Genomic DNA, 570 nt, shown 5'->3' with positions numbered 1-570 from the left:
GATGAGGCGCAGCGGGTGTTTCGCGTCCGCACGGCCGGGTCTAAGGTGCCTGACCACGTGGCGGCGTTTGAGATGGTGCGGCATACCGGCGTGACGTTTGTTCTGATCACGCAGAACCCGACGTTCCTGGACAGTCATATCCGCAAGCTGGTGGGGCAGCATGTCCACCTGCGGGACGCTGGCTTGCTCGGACGCTGGTACTACGAATGGCCGGAGTGCGCGAACCCGGAGACGTTCAACACTGCGCCGATCAAGAAGAAGTGGAGCCTGCCGAAGTCCAGCTTTGGCCTGTACAAGTCCTCCAGTCTGCACATCAAGCGCAAGTACACCGTGCCGCCTGTGCTGATGCTGTTCATCGCCTGCGTGCTGATCGCGGCGTTCCTGGCGTACCGGGTCTACTACCGTACCGGCCAGTTGACGACGGCGACTCCGGCTAAGCCTGTTGCGGCCGAGCAGGGCAGGGGCGGTGTGGCGTCAGCTCCAGCGGTAGCGGTCAAGGCGGGTCCGTCCGCCGCGGCGACGGACGGGGCGGAGATAAAAATATAAATAAAAAAATAAATAAGGCGCAGG

Annotated in this window: 1 protein-coding gene; it reads left to right on the top strand. The window is 61.9% G+C overall.

The window, feature by feature from the left end:
* Positions 1–546, top strand: a 546-nt coding sequence (locus tag D3P35_RS25965; RefSeq protein ID WP_232830637.1) for a zonular occludens toxin domain-containing protein, incomplete at its 5' end; no start/stop codon positions are given.
* Positions 547–570: the final 24 nt, after the last annotated feature.

The sequence above is a fragment of the Oceanicella sp. SM1341 genome, from assembly GCF_003448965.1.
Lineage (GTDB): Bacteria > Pseudomonadota > Alphaproteobacteria > Rhodobacterales > Rhodobacteraceae > Paroceanicella.
Note: the sequence above shows the minus strand (reverse complement) of the source record. Positions and strands in the feature narration are given on the sequence as shown.